The sequence below is a fragment of the Paraburkholderia sp. genome (assembly GCF_036488795.1).
Lineage (GTDB): Bacteria > Pseudomonadota > Gammaproteobacteria > Burkholderiales > Burkholderiaceae > Paraburkholderia.
This window is the reverse complement of sequence record NZ_DASXHA010000060.1, coordinates 20,738-35,231: the sequence shown is the minus strand read 5'-3', so window position 1 is coordinate 35,231 and position 14,494 is coordinate 20,738. Positions and strand designations below refer to the sequence as shown.

15 protein-coding genes are annotated in these 14,494 nt (G+C 60.1%); 11 read left to right on the top strand and 4 right to left on the bottom strand.

Translation table 11 applies throughout. The features are described from left to right. Positions 1-160: 160 nt before the first annotated feature. The 6 genes from VGH41_RS07595 (at position 161) to VGH41_RS07570 (ending at position 7,470) form a co-directional block, all read left to right on the top strand. Complete coding sequence (locus tag VGH41_RS07595) at positions 161-1,462, top strand: caspase family protein (protein WP_331596752.1); 1,302 nt, start codon at positions 161-163, stop codon at positions 1,460-1,462. A 47-nt stretch (positions 1,463-1,509) separates the two neighbouring features. Beyond that, positions 1,510-2,454, top strand: coding sequence for a DUF4384 domain-containing protein (locus tag VGH41_RS07590; protein ID WP_331596751.1), 945 nt, complete (start codon positions 1,510-1,512; stop codon positions 2,452-2,454). Positions 2,455-2,524: 70 nt separating this feature from the next. Next, on the top strand, positions 2,525-5,533 hold the full coding sequence (locus VGH41_RS07585) for a tubulin-like doman-containing protein (RefSeq protein WP_331596750.1): 3,009 nt from the start codon (positions 2,525-2,527) through the stop codon (positions 5,531-5,533). 150 nt (positions 5,534-5,683) lie between these two features. Further along, positions 5,684-6,376 (top strand): tetratricopeptide repeat protein, encoded by a 693-nt coding sequence (locus VGH41_RS07580; protein WP_331596749.1) that lies wholly within the window; start codon positions 5,684-5,686, stop codon positions 6,374-6,376. Next, positions 6,376-7,119 carry a hypothetical protein gene (locus tag VGH41_RS07575; RefSeq protein ID WP_331596748.1) on the top strand — a complete coding sequence of 248 codons (744 nt, stop codon included), beginning with the start codon at positions 6,376-6,378 and terminating at the stop codon, positions 7,117-7,119. Before VGH41_RS07580 ends, VGH41_RS07575 begins: the two co-directional genes overlap by 1 nt. A 57-nt stretch (positions 7,120-7,176) precedes the next feature. Beyond that, positions 7,177-7,470 carry a TM2 domain-containing protein gene (locus VGH41_RS07570; protein ID WP_331596747.1) on the top strand — a complete coding sequence of 98 codons (294 nt, stop codon included), beginning with the start codon at positions 7,177-7,179 and terminating at the stop codon, positions 7,468-7,470. Between the two features lie 109 nt (positions 7,471-7,579). On the opposite strand, the gene VGH41_RS07565 is transcribed toward VGH41_RS07570, so the two are convergent. Both VGH41_RS07565 and VGH41_RS07560 read right to left on the bottom strand, forming a co-directional pair. Further along, entirely contained in the window at positions 7,580-7,852 is a 273-nt protein-coding gene (locus VGH41_RS07565; RefSeq protein WP_331596746.1) for a hypothetical protein, read from the bottom strand. 50 nt (positions 7,853-7,902) lie between these two features. Continuing rightward, positions 7,903-8,349 carry an Ohr family peroxiredoxin gene (locus VGH41_RS07560; RefSeq protein WP_331596745.1) on the bottom strand — a complete coding sequence of 149 codons (447 nt, stop codon included), beginning with the start codon at positions 8,347-8,349 and terminating at the stop codon, positions 7,903-7,905. A 469-nt stretch (positions 8,350-8,818) separates the two neighbouring features. On the opposite strand from VGH41_RS07560, the gene VGH41_RS07555 reads away from it, so the two are divergent. Both VGH41_RS07555 and VGH41_RS07550 read left to right on the top strand, forming a co-directional pair. Beyond that, on the top strand, positions 8,819-9,448 hold the full coding sequence (locus VGH41_RS07555; protein ID WP_331596744.1) for an isochorismatase family cysteine hydrolase: 630 nt from the start codon (positions 8,819-8,821) through the stop codon (positions 9,446-9,448). 58 nt (positions 9,449-9,506) lie between these two features. Continuing rightward, a complete protein-coding gene (locus VGH41_RS07550) occupies positions 9,507-9,944 on the top strand; it encodes a helix-turn-helix domain-containing protein (RefSeq protein WP_331596743.1) in 438 nt (145 codons plus the stop codon). Positions 9,945-10,148: 204 nt separating this feature from the next. Here VGH41_RS07550 and VGH41_RS07545 read toward each other — a convergent pair whose 3' ends face one another. Beyond that, entirely contained in the window at positions 10,149-10,955 is an 807-nt protein-coding gene (locus VGH41_RS07545; protein ID WP_331596742.1) for a mechanosensitive ion channel family protein, read from the bottom strand. Positions 10,956-11,278: 323 nt separating this feature from the next. Between VGH41_RS07545 and VGH41_RS07540 the strand changes: the two genes are divergently transcribed. Further along, positions 11,279-11,614, top strand: a complete 336-nt coding sequence (locus VGH41_RS07540) for a DUF190 domain-containing protein (RefSeq protein ID WP_331596741.1) — start codon at positions 11,279-11,281, stop codon at positions 11,612-11,614. Between the two features lie 86 nt (positions 11,615-11,700). Beyond that, on the top strand, positions 11,701-12,084 hold the full coding sequence (locus VGH41_RS07535) for a hypothetical protein (protein WP_331596740.1): 384 nt from the start codon (positions 11,701-11,703) through the stop codon (positions 12,082-12,084). A 57-nt stretch (positions 12,085-12,141) separates the two neighbouring features. Here VGH41_RS07535 and VGH41_RS07530 read toward each other — a convergent pair whose 3' ends face one another. Further along, a complete protein-coding gene (locus tag VGH41_RS07530) occupies positions 12,142-13,809 on the bottom strand; it encodes a hypothetical protein (RefSeq protein ID WP_331596739.1) in 1,668 nt (555 codons plus the stop codon). Here VGH41_RS07530 and VGH41_RS07525 point away from each other — a divergent pair. After that, positions 13,808-14,101, top strand: a complete 294-nt coding sequence (locus VGH41_RS07525; protein WP_331596738.1) for a hypothetical protein — start codon at positions 13,808-13,810, stop codon at positions 14,099-14,101. The genes VGH41_RS07530 and VGH41_RS07525 overlap by 2 nt on opposite strands. Positions 14,102-14,494 lie beyond the last annotated feature (393 nt).

Sequence of the window (14,494 nt, the reverse complement as noted above, 5' to 3'; positions counted from 1 at the left end):
GCGTCGCCGAGTAAAGGTCCGGTTGACCGGCGGTATGTCTCCGGTCAATCGCCTCCCCCTGGATTCGCGCTGGCCGCAGGTGTGGATGCACGTCCTCGACTTGTGGTGCCCGCACGCTTTGATATAAGTGATGAAATCGTCCTTCGTACGCATTGCAACCGTGGTCGGCGCACTGCTGCTGACCGGTTGTGCGGCCAGCAGTCTGCCTGGGTATCAGAACGCCTACCACGCCTATAACGTTCCCCAATCTCTGTTTGAGCGCATCGAAACCAAGTTTCACGAACACGGGCTCGATCAGGCAAGCATCACGCGCGATAGCACCGGACGTGTCCAGTTGACGGGAACCTATCGCAATGAAGACGAGGTCGATGAAGCCTTCACGATTGTCGTGTCTATCGTCGGACTCAAGTCCACGTCTCCCTTTTATCCCGAACATATCCTGCAAAAGCGTTGGGACGTCGCGGCCGGCAAGGCGCTGGATTCCTACGCGCAAATGCAGCGACGGAGCTCGGCAGTGCCGGTTAAGCGCGCCCTCGTGGTCGGCATCAATCATTTTGCAGACCCTTACCACTTGCCGGACATTCAGGGCGCTGACGATGCGGCGATCGTGCAAGGATATTTGCTGAAGGCTGGCTATAAGGTGACGGCGCTGTTGAACGACCACGCGACGCAGGCCAATATCGAGGCAGCCATTGCGAAGCTCGACCACGACATCGGGCCGAACGACGACGTGTTCATCTACATATCGAGTCACGGCAACGCGCCAGTGCCGTCACCGGCCGGAAACGATCAGCGCAAGATGTCGATCATGGCCTACGACTCGGGTGATCAGAGCACGATCAGCTCGAACGATCGCACCGAAATCCTGCTGCACTATCAACGGCACGCCGTCCCGGACACGCTAGTTCAGAACCTTGCTCGCAAGCCTAGCCACACCATGCGGGTAGTAATCGATACCTGCTATAGCGGCGACATGCTCGACGATATTGCCGACGACAGCACGACCTACATCCTGCAAGCAAACGGTGGCCAGAGTGAGCATGCGGGAATTTCGCTCGCATCCTGGACGGGACCGGAATATACGTCCAAGGGCATCCATTTCGCCGCTGACGACGTGACCGGCGCTAACGGCGCAGACGTAACCCACGCGCGAACCGTGATCGATCGCAGTCGCAGCGGCTACAACATCATCACGGCCACGAGTGCCAATGAAGAATCGCTCTCACCAAAGTCGGGTTCTTTCTCCAGTCCGCTCTCGCCTGACCGAACCTTGAAAGGCTCGTACTTCACGCAGTCGTTGTTCGAGTATCTCGGCTACTACAAGGGGCAACTGGGTCTTGCCTTTCGCGACGCACAGACATTTACAGCGAAGCGGGCTCTTGAGGTGTCACATGGAAAAGCGCACCAGACGCCGCGGCAATTCTCGACGATTCCTGATCAGCAAAACGACCTTTACCAATAACTAGCAGATATCTGCTGCGACGACGTCGCGTAATCTGGAGAACTGACATGCGATATCCCCTGGTAGCACTGACGCTGGCCGCGCTTGCGAGCCATGCGTGGGCCGAAGACGAATACACGGCGAAATCCCTGTTCTTTTCGGAGAGCGATGCTGTCGTTGCGGTCGGCACATCGCAGAAGCCTACGGGCGACGCGACGGCGGTGGCGTCGGCGCAAGGCGCGTCGGATGCGTCGGTTCCCGCTGCGGGATCGGGCAAAGTAATCAAGGTGTCCCACAACAAAAAACAGGTTGCGCAACTGGGTGTGAGCTATTTCATCCGATTGAAGAAGGGCGATGGTTCGACGCAGGACGTGCTTGCCCGGCGCATCTTCAAGAGTGGCGATCGCTTCCAGCTAGGCGTCAAGGTGAATCGTCCCGCTTATGTTTACATCCTCAACGAAGCACCGGACGGCAAGGTAACGCAGATCTATCCGCAACCGGCGCAGGACAACTTCGTCGACGCAATGGGCGTGGTGTTCTTCCCAGCGAAGGGATCGTTCGTGTTCGACAGCAAGCCGGGCATGGAAAAGCTGATGGTTTTTCTGTCTTCCGAGCAGGAGCATGGGGATGTCACGCAGCGCATACGTCATGTCGCGCCCGATCTCGTTTCGACCCCCGCCGCGCAGACGACTGCCGACGCAGGCTCGTGCGTGGCTCAACCGGTTGCAACGACCGCTGCGGCCACGGCGGCTTCCGATGGCGGGGCGCCGCTGCAGCTAGCGAGTGCGTCGAATGACTACACCGCCAAGGGTATTGCGTTCGCGCCGGACCAGACGGGCGCGTGCGCGACCGCTGCGGTGCAGGATCCGGATCCCGGCTATGCCGCGAAAGGCATTGTATTCAGCGACGACGCCGCCCCGGCAGCGGGTGGACAGGTCGCTTCGTATGTCGTGAAGCAGACCACCAAGGCTCGATCGGACCTTTATCTGAAGATCAATCTCGCCCACGAATAAAGATGCCGGCGCTCGCCTGCGGCCTACAGGGTCGGCAGGCGCTTATACCTGAACAGACACAGACTGAGACATGGAACATAATCATTTGATCATTGGCTTGGGTGGTTCCGGCGGCAAGATCATCCGCAATCTGCGCAAGACGATCGAGCGCAACCTGGACGCTCAAGGCAATAGCCCCTCGGAGGCCCGTTTCGAATATCTGTATGTCGACACCTCTTCCGACGAGATCGACAAGCACGACGAGTGGAAGGTACTTGGCAAGGAAATCGACCTCGCACGCAGCCAGTATCTGATCAACACCGCGAGCAATGTCCGCCCGGTGCTGGACGATCCGGCTTCGTTTCCGGGTTTGCGCGACTGGGTTGAGCCGAAGAGCATCTTCGATTTCGTGAAACCCGGAATCGCCGGCGCGGCACAGCGACGCAAATTGGGCCGACTTGTCTTTGCACAGAACGCACAGTCTTTCGTGAAGGCGGTGGAAGACCGCATGCGCCTGCTGCAGCAGGGACCCGGCCGCATGGGTGCAGTCATCCACGTGGTTTGCGGTCTAGCGGGGGGGACCGGCAGCGGGTCGGTGGTCGACGCGGTTGCACTGATCCGCAACAAATATCCGGACCAGGAGCGTCATCGCATTCTGATCTATGCACTGCTGCCCGAAAAAGACTCGCGGCGCGTGCGTGACGTCGCCGGTGTCTCCAACTACTACGCGAACGGCTATGCGGCGCTTGGCGAACTGAACGCGATGGCCGTCGGCAAATACCATCCGGTCAACGTGCTGGACGGTTCCGGCATGAACCACGACGTCTACTTCAACGGCTGTTATCTCGTGAGCAACGTCAACGAGCACAGCATCCAGTTCGACGTGGATTCGGAGGTGCCGCGGATCGTTGCGGAGTTTATCTATCAGAAGACGCTCAACAAGGAATGGGAAGGGCTCGGACGCGCAGAGAAGGGCGAGAACGACATCAAGAACTTCGAAAGCGAAGACGATATCGGCAAGGCGCGGGCTAAGCTTTTCCTGTCGTTTGGTGTCGAGCGCATTGTCGTTCCAGAGCAGGAAATCAAGGAATATCTGGCGTACGGTTTTGCTGAGCAGGCAACGCGCCAGTTGATGTTCAACAATTTCCGGCAAGGTGAAGGCTACGCCGATGAACCGGTCGAGAAGGACTGGGGTTCGGAGGCGCGCAAGCCCGAGACCCTGCAACAACTCTTCCTGAGCGACGCCCATCTGATGCTCGAGACAGGCATTCTCGACGACGATGCGAAGAATGCAATGTGGAAGCCGGCACGCGAATACTGGAAACAGATCGTCAGCCGTCTCGCACCAGAAATCAGGACTGACGCGACGCTCGATCAGACCACCTGGATTCACGCGCTCAATTCGCGTCTCGCCAAGGTGTTCGACGAAACCTACCGGACCATGGGCGGGGTGCGGAAGTTCTATGAGATCAAAGGCAATGCACGCGTTGAAATGGCCCGGCACATCGGGCGCCAGATCGAGAAGGAACTGTTTAGCCGTTGGAAGGTGGGCGCCGCGTCGCTAGTGCAGCTACGACAGTTTACTGACGCCCTGATCGCCGCCCTGGACGAACGTTTTGCCGTATTCGCCGAACAGGTCACCAAAGCGCCCGCCGAGTTGCAGGCAGTGCAGCAGCGCATCGCAGAGTTGAACACACAGTTCAACAAGGTTGGCTTTCTCGGGCAGCATTTGACCGACAAGCGCGGCTCTCTGTTCTCCGATATCGCCACGCAACACCAGGATATGTACGCGCTGCAGACCCTGCTGGAGGGGCAGAAGTTCGCGACCCGGCTGATTCCGTTCATCAAAGACGAACTGACGTCGCTGCGCGGACTGATTGACGAATTGCATCAGAACCTGGCGGCCGCCACCGAACGTGTCCGTGAAGAGCAGGCCGCTCGGCTGGCCGGCGCCGATGCCATCTATCAGCAGCGGATCTTCGATCGCAATGCGATCGGCAACATCATGAAGGCTGTCATTGTCGACGAGCCCGCGCAGATCGCGCGCACGCAGAAAGTGCGACAGTCGATCATCGATCTCGCGGGCACGGACGTCGATTCTTTCGAAAAGCTGGCACACAGCGTATCTCTCGGCGGGATCATTGCAACGATCTCTCAGGCCTCCGCGACGATTGTCGAAATGGCCCACGCTGAGATTTCGAAGACCTTGCAGCCGGTACTGCACGTCAACATCGTCGAGCGGTTGCAAAAGCAGTACGACGCCAATCCGAATGGGCTGAAAGGCTTTGTCTCGGGACTCTATGAAAAGTCCGGCACGATGCTTCAGTACAACAAGACGGAAGTGGACCGCAGCGTCGCGAACAATGCGGGCGGCTCACGCGGAACGGCTAACACCGTTGCCGTCTTCCTGCCGGAGTGCGAGAGTCAAAAAGACTTTCACGCGGCACTTACAAGGGTGTTCGAGCAGCAGAAGGATCCGGCCTCGGACACGGTCGTCGCGTCTGGCAAGCTCTCGAACGAAATCGTGATCGTCAAGATTGCGTCGCTGATGCCAGCTCGCTTCATTGAACCACTGACGATGCTCAAGCGTCACTACGACGGTCTGCTCGGCGATTTCAACGAGTCGCACCTGCTGCATGGTGAGGGTGATGGCAAGAAGTTGCCGCCGCTATACGCACGCACCGCGGCTGAGGCTAGCGCACAGGCAAAGCGCAGGCCTTATCTGCTCGTGGCGCGGCTGCTGGAAATGCTGAAGGAGCGGCAGAACAGAACGACAGGCGAGCCGGAGTGGGCCTTTGTCTACAAGTCGGATGGCTTGCCGGCGTCGAAGGTTCTGCGCGGCACCAGTTGGTCCGCCGTGATCGACAGCGATCATCCGGCCGATATTCAAGGTTTGATTGAGCGTGAAGTCGGACGACGCATCGACACCGAATACAAGCACAAGGACGACAAGAATTCGTTGCTCGACAAGTTCAATGAATTCGCCACAGCGCGATTTGTGGCCGCTGGCGATGACGACCAGGATCCGGAGTTCATGGCATTGAGCGCAATGAAGAAGCCGGTCCGGGAAATCATTGGTCTGGCGACACCGGCCGAGTGACGGTCGCACGAAAACAAGGATTGAGAGAGGATAAGGACCACCATGCCGACTTATAAATGCCCCACGCTTGGCGATTGCGAAAGAGCGAACTCGGGGGAGATTTTCACCCGCTCGCCCGGCGAAGACCTTCATTGCCCGAGTTGCTCGACGTTGCTGGAAGCTCAGGCCGTATCTGCGCCGCCGTCCGGGTTGGACAAGCGCATCATCGTCGCGGCAATTGCAGTAGCTGTGCTCGCCGTCGTAGGCGGGGGCGGTGGTTACTACTACAAGAAATCGCGTACAGGCGCGGGTGATGTTCCTGAGGCGACGGCCGTGACCGCAATGAGCGCTGTAGCATCCTCTCCTGTCGTGACGGCGGTAGCGGACAGTCGGGCATCCTCTACCATCGTGCCGGCCGCGATGGCAGCGAGTGCGCCGGCAACGGCCACTGCAGGTGGCATTGCGCCGACTGACGCGGATATCAGCGCACAACGCAAGGACGGCGACGCCAGGCTCGCGCAGGGTGATGCCTCCGGCGCCGAATTCGCAAGCAATCGGGCGGCAGCCAAGGAGATGGTCAAGGTTGCGATTGCCGAGATGAGTCAAGGCAAACTCGACGATGCGGAAAAGGAACTCAACAACGCGGGCACACGGGATCCAAAACAGCCGCTTGTCTACTACAACCTGGCCGTGTTGAGACTGAAGCAGGGGCGTACTGACGAGGCGTTGAAGGAGTTTGAAGCCAGCTTCCTGAACGGCTTCACGTACTTCGACGAAATGACGAAGGATCCCGATCTCGACGGAATCCGCAACGACCCGCGCTTCGTCGCTTTGGTGAACAAATACCGTTCGGCGACCACGTGATGATGCGGCCGGCGGGCGTTGCCGCGGCACTTGTCGCCATGCTGGCGGCGGCAGCCTGTTCGAAGACGGAAGACCCATCGATCTTGGGGCATTGGCGCGCCGAGCGAGTGCAGGTTGCCAGCGTACAGTTGCCGATCGGCCCGGACATTGTGATCGACGAACACGCAATCTCGAGTCCCGATGCCGAGGCAAGTCTTCCGGTCAAGGACATCGAGCGCAAGGGCGACGAGGTCGTGCTCGATTTGCCTTATGGCGTAGGGCTCTCCTTCTATATCGATGGGCCCGACCGGATGTACATCAAGGTGCCGTTTGCTGGCCGTGTCTATTACCGCAGAGTCGTCGATGCCGCTCAGGTGCAACGACAGACCGCGGCCGCTTCTGACGCTCTTGCGCCGCTGCGCGTTGCGCAGCCGGTCTTGCCAGCGCCAGTTCCGCCCGTTGTCCAGACCGCGGATTACCAGGCGCTGATGCAGCAGGCGCAGGCAGCGATGCGTGATGGGGCAACCGCACAGGCAGAGACGTTGCTGATGCAGGCGGGGCGGTACCCACCGGCACATCCGGAGGTCGACTATGACCAGGCCGTGCTGACCGCTCGCTGCGCACGGCCGGATCTAGCCATCGAACATTTGAACGATGCTTTCAAACGAGGGTTCAGGCAGTTCGCGCGGCTCGATTCGACGCGCGACTTCGACGCGCTGAAGACGGATGTGCGATACCAGGCGTTAGTTGCGCGATACCGGTGAACGGATAGCGCTTTTCCCACTGCATCAAAACATGGTCTGTTAGGACAGGAGATAAAAATGAGTGATACGGCCCGCGACATGATGATGTACGACGCACAGAAGAAGAGCCTGGGCGTTGCCTACCTTTTCTGGTTTTTTCTCGGTTCTGTTGGCGGTCACCGCTTCTACGCAGGTAGGACCGGCACTGCGATTGCACAGCTACTGTTGACGTTTGTTGGCTGCTGTACGGTTTTCCTCGGCATTGGCTTTTTTATTCTTGGTTGCGTGGGAGTGTGGGTGTTGGTGGATGCCTTCCTGCTCCCCGGCATCATCCGCACGTTCAATCTTTCGCTCGCAAGCCAGTTCCGCTAGTCGGAGGCGTTGGCCTCACCAGATCAGTAAGCGCAGGCTCCCCCCTGCGACGGCGGTGGCGCATCCCCAACCACGATGCCCGCCACCTCACCCCCCGCAGTGCCCCACTCTAATGATGCGCAAACAAATTCCCGCGCGGCGCCCCAACCCCACGTCCCCCCGCCTGGAAGGCCCCGGACACGACGCCGCCATATCCCTCTTGCGACCCAGCCGCATCGCCACGTTCGGCGGCAACGGTCTGCGTATTCTGTCCGCGTTGCGACGCCGGAGCGCCGATCGACGGCTTGTAGAACGGAGCGGGACCATAGCCGCCAGCAAACGCCGGGGCGGCGGCAGAAGTCGAAAGTGCAACAAGCAGAGCAACCAGCAGTTTGATCTTCATAATCGAAATTCCCTAAAAAATGTTCAGTGAGCGGCGCATATGCCGCCGGATCACACCGTAACGACCTTCACACCCAGTTCGATATTTCCCTTCACAGCCTTTGAGTACGGGCAAATCTGATGAGCCGAGTGCGCGATTGCCTCGGCGACGTCCTGTGCCAGACCCGGCATGCGGATCGTGAACTGGGCGCCGAGGAACCACCCGGGACCGGTCTGTCCAATGTCCACCTGGATATCCACCGAATAGTCCGCCGGCAGCGCAACCTTCTTCAGCGAGGCCGCAAGCCCGAGCGCCGTGATGTAACAGGCCGACCAGGCGCCCGCGAACAATTGCTCGGCCGTCGGGTGCGGCTCGGCGGCGATGAACTCGTGGTTTTCACCGCCGGGCGCCGACAGCTTGATGTCGACGACGCCATGCTCGCCACGCTGAGCGTTCGGGTCGCGGTTGACCGTGGTGTGGGTGTTGCCCGAGAAGATGACTTTTTCGATCTTGGTCATGAGGGATTCCTTGATGTACATAGGTGTTTGGCAAGTTAAGTCGTACGCGATGCAATCGCATGCGGTTCATAACGAACAAGGAAGCGGCTTATGTCAAGCGAATAAGATTAAATCGTGTGCGAGTTATTACGGAGCGAACGAAGGCCATACGAAGACCAGTGGCATGTCGCAAATCCCGCCAGGGTTCGGGAAAGCCGCTCGCCGATTTTGCCTACCCAGTGACCGGGCATCCAACGTTCCCAGCGGCGCATTCCCTCGGACCGCTTTCCTGTGCCACACGCGCTCCATGTCGCGAGCCTGGAAGTCGTCAATATATGAGCGTGACACTTGACGATATGAATTTCATAGTTATATCCTGTGCTCACCGCATGCGGTGCGTGAGATGTCACGAATCGTCCTACCAAAGCAGTCCGGCGCCGGCTGCGTGATGCGAACCAGTTTGCACACCCTATCCGATTGGAGTGCTGAAATGCCCAACCCTGTATATGACGTAGCGCGCACCGGCCTGTTGCTGGTCGACCCATACAACGACTTCCTTTCAGAAGGCGGCAAGCTCTTTCCGATGCTCCGTGATGTCGCCACAGACGTCCGACTGCTCGACAACCTCCGTGCCACGGTCGATGCCGCGCGCAAAGCAGATATCCAGGTCGTCTACGTCCCGCATCGCCGCTGGCAACCGGGCGATTACGACAACTGGGATCATCCCAACCCGACGCAACGTCTCGTGCAGCAACACCACACCTTCGCTGAGGGAACGTGGGGCGGCGAATGGCATCCTGACTTTGTGCCGCAGGAAGGCGACATCATCGTCCAGGAGCATTGGGCCCAAAGCGGCTTCGCCAACACCAATCTGGACTTTCAGCTGAAGCAGCATGGCATCACGCACGTGATCGTGATCGGCCTGCTGGCGAATACCTGCATCGAATCCACCAGCCGTTTCGCAATGGAACTGGGCTATCACGTCACGCTAGTGCGAGATGCGACGGCCGCTTTCACCCAGGAAATGATGCGTGCCGCACATGAGCTGAACGGCCCGACCTTCGCGCATGAAATCCTGACGACGGCCGAGTTGATCGCGGCCCTTCCTGTCGGAATCTAAAATGGCGACATTGTCCGAAGCCAGTGACACACTGTGCCCGGTCGCACGGTCTCAGGTTGTGGTCGGCGACCGCTGGGCGGTCCTGATCGTACGAGAACTGTTCATGGGCAACCGACGCTTCGACAGCCTGCTGGCTCAATCGCAGGCAACGCCGCAGATGCTTTCGGCGCGCCTCAAACGGCTCGAAGCCGACGGCATGATCCAGCGCAACCGCTACATGGATAAACCGCCGCGCTATGAATATGAACTCACGGAGATGGGCCGCGCGTTTTACCCGGTCATCCTGGCACTGCGAGAATGGGGTGAGACGTGGTGCAAGTCACCGGACGAGGGCGTAGCGGTGCGCTATACGCATCTCACCTGTGGCCACGATGCCGGCATCGGCACCGTCTGTCAGGCGTGTGGTGAACCATTGAGACGCGAAGATCTGAAGGGGGAATTGAGCGAGTCTTACGCGCAGGAGCGTGCTGCCCGTCAGGACGCAGCGAAAGCGTGAAGCCTGATTGACGCCACTCTCTGATGCCTGCCGCCCGTCGAATCTCACAGGTTAAGCAGTACCGGCGGCACCCGTTGCCTCGAACAGATTCTGCTTGCGCAGGTTGGTACACAGAAAAAATTCAGGAGCGGCGCAGAGCATAAACCTCGTGAAAATTTCCAATTTTCACGAGGTTACGGATCGGTCCGCCCCACCCGCTGACCATCAAGCCACCGGACAGCCCGCCTGCACAAGCGCCGCCCTCGCATGACTTTGCAGATCGTCGCTCGCAAGCGACGCGTCCGGGCTGCGCACCCACGCCGCGATCCTGAGCCGTGCACCGCCTGACTTCGGATAGCTCGCCACCGTGACGATCGGCGCCAGCGTCGCTCCGGTCAGCACGCGAGGCTCATCGGCGACCAGCTTTTTCAGCTCACCGATCGCCGCGTCCACATCCTTGCGCTGCGCGAGCTCCACATCGACTTCGATGCGTTCCGTGCCGCCGCTGCTGTAGTTGATCACTGGATTGCTCCAGATCAGGCTATTCGGCACGAACACGGCGTTGCCGTCGCTGCGTTCGATGCGCGTGGTGAACAGTCCCACTTCCCGCACGATGCCCGCGGCCGCGCCGCTGCCTTCGATCACGTCCCCCGTTCTGAATGGTCGCAGCATCAACAGCATGATGCCGGCCGCGATGTTTTGCAGCGTGCCCTGCAGCGCGAGGCCAATTGCGAGACCGGCGGCGCCCACCACGGCCAGCACGCTGGCGGTGGCAATACCCACCTCGCTCAACGCGGCGATGAACACCAGCACGCGCACGGACCAGGTGCCCATTGCCTTGAGCATGGGGGCGAGTGTGGGATCGGCCCGTGTATGCGCAAACGCTCTGGCGAAGAGCAAGCCGATCCGGTTGGAGAGCCACCAGCCGACTACGAGGATCAAGGCGGCGACGACAACGTGCAAAAGGTCATGCACCAAGGTCGCCATCAGCGCAGGCTGGAAATGCAGAAGTCGTGTCAGGAAGTCGTCCATCGTTAAATCTCGTTATGTTGGCGGGGATACATTTGCTGACGGCCTTTTGCGGAATATGTTCCCGCACAGGAAGTAAGCGCTTGAAACAGGGGACAGCTCGCCTGCGGTGGTGCGGCCGAAACGACCAAAACAATGCGTATCGACGCCAGCAAATACCGGATGAGCGCTGCGGCGCGTCATGTTGACCGGTGCATACCCGCATCGCCGGCATGCGAAAACGGCGCGCGTCACCAATTTGCCCGCCACGCTTCGGCGATTTTCCTATCCTTATCTTCAGGAACCGCAGTGAGTCGAAACCTCTTGGGCAGATGCTGGAGGCTTTCATGAAAGGCAGTCAGTTGACGCTGTTCGCAGACAACCAGAGCCATCGAAAGAATCACATGACGGTCGTCGAGTGGATCCTGCATGAGGTCAGGAAAGCTGGCATCGAAGGGGCGACGGTGATCGAGGCCGGTGAAAGCATCGATGTTCATGGCAAATATCATGCGGCGCGCTTTGTCGAACTGGTCGATCAGCCCGTCGTCGTCACTGTGGCTGCCGAAGATGAGCGCGTCGACGCGTTGCTCGACACGCTTCGGCACGGCGGCGTACCGCTCTTCTATACCCGCTGTCGCGTCGAGTACGAGACGCTCGGTGCGAGCGAGATATCGAGCGGCTAGCACGTGGTAAAGGCGTGGTTATGGAGGCGTCGGCACGCGAGGGCCGCGTTGAGTCGGCGCCCGCAAGTCAGCTTCAGGAGAACAAAATGAAAGCTGTCCCCAGACTGTTGCATGATCGTGACCTGTTCGACGTCGCGTTCGCGCATGTCCAGGATCTCGATCCGCAGGTGCATGAGGGTGCCATGTTCGGTTGTCCCGCAGCGTTTGTCGGTTCGCACATGGCATTTTGCGTCTATGGCAGCGGCCTCGGTATCAAGCTGCCGGTGGATCGCGCGGCCGCGCTGGTCAATGCGCGTCGCGCCATCGCATTCCAGCCGTACGGCAGACCGCCGATGCGCGAATGGGTCGAAATCCGCATTTCGCAGGATCGCGTAATCGAGATCGCACCCGTGCTCATCGAAGCGGTCGAGTATGCGCGACAAGGCGACCCGGCGCCGGCACACGTAGCGCGATCGAGGCAGGCGCATTGAGCGAGTCAACCGTCGCGTACGCGCCGGCTTAAGCATCAGCCGGCGCCGTCATCGTACTCAGCTTGCGACGTAACCCGTAGGCGTCGTCACGTGCACCTTCGCCACCGTCGGGTTGTTCGACACCACATACACCGGCGCTTCCGTGAGGTTCAGCGTCAGGGTGCCGTTGGTGTAGCTCATCGTCAAAGGATTGCCCATCATGTCGATCACCTTCACGGTGCCGCTCGTGCCGGGCGCATCCACGGCAAGGCTGTAAGGCACGCTATAGCTCGAGCTGAAGCCCGTGCTCGCGCTCCAGACGTTATTGTTGTGCGTCCACAGCGCGGTAATCACCGAGCCGTTTCCAAGCTGCTGGAACGAGTACGCGTAGACGCCGGACGGTGTGCCGGTCACCGGGCCGAGCGTATTGGTGCCGTCGAGGACCCGCGTGAGCGCGCTGACCGCCATCGCCGCCGGTTTCGGGCTGATGTTCGTGGCGCCGAACGCACCTTGCGCGTCGGCCAGATCGAAGAACGTGCCGTAGCCCGTATCGCCCGGGTAGTCCGCACCGTAGAACACGTAGGTCTGATCCACGCCTTCACCCAGCAAGATGATGTGGGTGCGGGCGACCACCGCCGCCTGGGCGAACAACACATTGGCCGTCGGATAGTTGGGACCGTACGACGTGCCGAGGTCATAGCTGATGCCCACCTCGGTCTGGAACAGCTTCATGCCAGGGCGGTAGTCCGTAGCCATTTCCGTGCGCAGCAGGCGGATTTCGTTCATCAAGGCATTGGCCGCATTCGCCGGATCCGGATCTGTCGCGAGGCGCTCAGGCGGATGCGAAGGCGAGGTGCCCGCGTCGTAGTAGCCGTGAGTCGCGATGCCGTCGATGTAGTTGCCGAAGCCCAGCGAAGCGATGCGCTTGAGGCGCGTGGTCGTGAGCGACGGGAACGCATCGGTCGGCCCCATCACGACGGCGTGCGGGTCGGTCGAGTGGATGCCCTGGTACACGGCCTGATACAGCGAAACGAAATTCGCGTCCGACTCGGCCCAGAACTGGTTCGGTTCCCACGTCACCTGATAGTAGTTGTTCGACTGCGTCGGGAAGTAGGTATTGCGAATCGTGTTCGATTCCGTCCCCACCCGGCTCATGTAGTTCTGGTAGTACGACAGGCTGGTCGGCAGGTCCGTGTCGTCCTGGAACGCACCGGTCGGGCTTGCCCATGCCGGGATGCCGTCCAGACGGATCAGTCGCATCACCTTGCCGGATGTGTAGAACGGATCGAGGTTGTTGGCGGCCGGGTTGAAGGTGTTCGCGGCGTTCGGCTCCATCGCCGAAAGCTGGCGGTTGTCGATCGTCGACGAAATGCCGAGGTCGGCGAGCAGCGGGCCATTGTCATTCGCGCCCTGCATGCCGAAGCGATGCTGGTCCTGATGAGCGTAGGTCACGGCCGGGATCACGCCGGACAGATTCGGCACGATGCCGAAGCTTGCGATGCCGGCCGGACGCGTGCCGGCCTCAGGCAAGGTGCCACCGTTGGCGGCCAGTGTTCCGGTTGCCGCGAAGTAGCCCGCGAGTGTCGAGGTGCAGCTCAGCGTGTTGGTGGTCGGGCCGTTCGCGACCGGGATGGTGCCGCTCGCAGCGACGTTGCCGAACTGGTCCGTGACGCTCCAGTTGAGCTTGTCTGCGGACGGCGCGTTGGTCGTGAAGGCGATCTGGAAAGTGCTTCCGGATGCAAACATGCGGGTGGCATCCGCGCTCGGCGTGTCTGCGGCAACCAGCGGGCTGCCCGCCGCTGCGGTGGACGCAACCGGTGCCTTGCAGCTCATCGTCTCGCCGACGCTGGCTTTCGCGGTGGCGTTTGCATTGACGTTGACGGAGCTGCTCGTGATGCCGCCGGAGCTGGCGGCGTTCGAACCGGTTCCGGCCGGACTGCTCGCGTTGCTTGCACTACCGCTGGAGCCTTCGCTGGACCCGCCGCCACCGCCGCAGCCTGCTAGAGCCAGTAACAAGGAGGACAGCAATAACGATTGAAATTTCATCTTCAAGGCGCAAAAAGGTTGGATATTCGTCCAGCGGCTCTTCGCGCGAGGCGCGTTGATGCGTGAGCGGAATATCTGGGTTTCGGCGCGCAATCGCGAACACCTGGGTTCGGCGATCGCAGCCTGGAGATATCGGCGGTAGGAGACGCGGGATTTCGGACGATGCAGCTTCGTAGTCCTACCAAAACGGTATTCGTACGAATCAATTGACGCCGCGCCGCAAGTGCGGCAGCGACACGTCACGCCCGTGGCGAGACGTTTGTGCTGGTAGCCCAATGCCTTGAATGCAATAGAAGACGGTGAAAACCTCTATTGCAGGCGGGTCGCAGTCTCGAACTTACCGAAGTTCGATGGTGGTTTGTTTTTTGCCGGGAGAATCCTACCG